Here is a 2,513-nt window from a genome sequence, read left to right on the forward strand (position 1 = left end):
GCGATACCCATCCGGCGCGCGGTTTTGATGACGCGGCAAGCGATTTCACCGCGATTGGCGATTAGAATTTTCTTGAACACGCTAAGTCTCCGGTAAGGTCTTGGGCTCGCCCGAAACCTGATTGACGAGAAGTTCGCGCAGCTCAGCAGTACGATTCTCTGTCAGTTCAGCCAGGCAGTTATTAATCAGGAGCGGTTGCATCGAGCCACCGCGTGCATCGAAGCTCACCAAACGGCAATGGGTGTCGCGGTAGGTCAACCATGCGCGCTGGGCGGCGAGCAGGCTTTCTGCGTAGCCCGATTGCCCATCACCCCCGTCCAATTTCGCGTCGGCTTTTTTTGCCCAGCCGCGCACCTTCTTCCACACAGCATTCAGTTCAGCGTCGACACGGTCGAATTCCTGCTTGGCGCACGCATTCATCTCCCCTTGGGTAGTGGGGTCTGTACACTCCGCCACCGCGTCAGGCGCTTGAGCCAGCAAGAAAAGAGCGGCTAAGATCACTCAGCCGGTTCCATGACGGGGCGCGTCCGCATCGGCTCCTCCTGCAAAAGCGGGGTCAGACCAAGCTTGGCGAAGAGGGCGCCGTCGCTGTCGTCGCCGGCATTGGGCGCGGTCAGCAATTTGTCGCCGGTAAAAATAGAGTTCGCGCCCGCGAGGAAGCAAAGGGCTTGGGTGGCATCCGACATGGACTCGCGACCGGCGCTAAGACGTACCATGCTCATCGGCATACAGATGCGTGCCACGGCAACGGTGCGGACGAATTCGATATCGTCGATCTTGGCGAGTGGCGTGTCAGCCAGCATGTCACCCAGCACCGTACCCTTGACCGGCACCAGCGCGTTGACCGGGACGCTTTCGGGATGGCGTTCGAGCGTAGCGAGCGTGTGGACGAAGCCGACGCGATCCTCGCGCGTTTCGCCCATGCCGACGATCCCGCCGCTGCACACGTTGATCCCGGCATCGCGCACATTCTGAAGGGTGTCGAGGCGGTCCTCATACTTGCGACTGGATATCACACGCTCGTAGTATTCCGGGCCCGTGTCGACATTATGATTGTAGTAGTCGAGGCCCGCTTCCTTCAGCATCTCCGCCTGTTTTGGCGTAAGCATGCCGAGCGTCATGCAGGTTTCGAGACCCATATCGCGCACACCCTTCACGATCTCGACGATGGCGGGCATGTCACGGTCCTTGGGATTGCGCCACGCCGCGCCCATGCAGAAACGCTGGCTGCCCGCATCCTTCGCCTGCGCCGCACGCTGGAGGACCGATTGCACCTCCATCAACTTGGTCGCCTCGACCCCGCTATCGGCCTTCACCGACTGCGAGCAATAGCCGCAATCCTCGGGACACCCTCCGGTCTTGATTGAGAGCAAGGTGCAGAGTTGAACTTGTTCGGGGGGATGGAATTCGCGGTGGACCGTGGCGGCGCGGAACAGCAGCTCGGTGAAAGGAAGGTCGAACAGGCCAGCGATTTCCTCGCGGGTCCAGTCGGTGCGGATTTGGGTCATACTTTGAGCTTCACTATCACGTTAATGGCAAAGGTTGTCGAAATCAGAAAGGATACAAACACAACGCCAATTGTGGGCCATTCCAAGTTTGTTCCAAGCGTCCTGTAGCTAATTGCAGGTAGGAAGAAGATGGCGTAGAAATGAATGATCGCGAGGATCATGACGACGATAGAGCCGAGCGAGAGCTTGAGCGTTAGTCTCAGCCCAGCCCACAGTCTGCCACCGTCCCTCGTCATCGCGAGAAACCGCCCGCAGAGTCGAAGACGGCCCGGAGGGCCACCCCACAATCCATAGACCAGCGCCCCAGATTGCTTCGCGTTGCTCGCATTGACGAATTGAGGGTTATCATTCAGCCGCCTCGTCCAGATCCTCGCCCGCAGGCGGCATGTTGTGCCCCAGCAGGCGCAGCACATCCGCAGCGCATTCCACGACATTGCTGCCGGGGCCGTAGATACCCTGCACTCCGGCATCGCGGAGGAATTCGTAATCCTTTTGCGGGATAACGCCGCCTGCGATAACCTTGATGTCAGAGCGGCCAGCTTCCTTCAGCAGGTCGATCAGTTCGGGGATGAGTGTCTTGTGACCTGCCGCAAGGCTGCTGGCCCCGATCGCATCGACATCGTTTTCCAGCGCAAGAGCCATTGCTTCCGCAGGCGTCTGGAACAGCGGGCCAGATACCACTTCGAAGCCCATGTCGGCAAAGGCGCTGGCAATGACATTAGCGCCGCGGTCGTGACCATCTTGGCCCATCTTGGCAACCATCAGCTTTGGCGCACGCCCGAGGCGCCGTTCGACCGCCTTCACACCTTCGACAACCTGCGCATAACGATCATCTTCGGCATAAGCCGCGGAATAGACCCCGCGCACAGGCTTGGGCATGGTGTCGTAGCGCCCATACGCGTCTTCCATCGCAGCGGATATTTCACCGAGCGTCGCATCGTGACGGGCCGCTTCAACCGCCAGGCCAAGCAGATTGCCCTGTCGCTGCGCCGCCCCTCTGGCGAG

Annotated in this window: 4 protein-coding genes; all 4 read right to left on the reverse strand. The window is 59.9% G+C overall.

Annotation, left to right across the window (positions count from 1 at the left end; all coding sequences use genetic code 11):
• Positions 1–80, reverse strand: an 80-nt coding sequence (locus B4F73_RS16735; protein WP_349679547.1) for a biotin carboxylase N-terminal domain-containing protein, incomplete at its 3' end; no start/stop codon positions are given.
• A gap of 1 nt (position 81) precedes the next feature.
• Positions 82–501, reverse strand: coding sequence for a lysozyme inhibitor LprI family protein (locus B4F73_RS06500; RefSeq protein WP_290482787.1), 420 nt, complete (start codon positions 499–501; stop codon positions 82–84).
• On the reverse strand, positions 498–1,508 hold the full coding sequence (bioB, locus tag B4F73_RS06505; protein WP_290482788.1) for a biotin synthase BioB: 1,011 nt from the start codon (positions 1,506–1,508) through the stop codon (positions 498–500). Before bioB ends, B4F73_RS06500 begins: the two co-directional genes overlap by 4 nt.
• A gap of 345 nt (positions 1,509–1,853) precedes the next feature.
• A partial coding sequence (locus B4F73_RS06510; RefSeq protein WP_290482789.1) for a cobalamin-dependent protein occupies positions 1,854–2,513 on the reverse strand: 660 nt, incomplete at its 5' end.

It is taken from the genome of Hyphomonas sp. UBA3601, assembly GCF_002375605.1.
Taxonomy (GTDB): Bacteria; Pseudomonadota; Alphaproteobacteria; order Caulobacterales; family Hyphomonadaceae; genus Hyphomonas.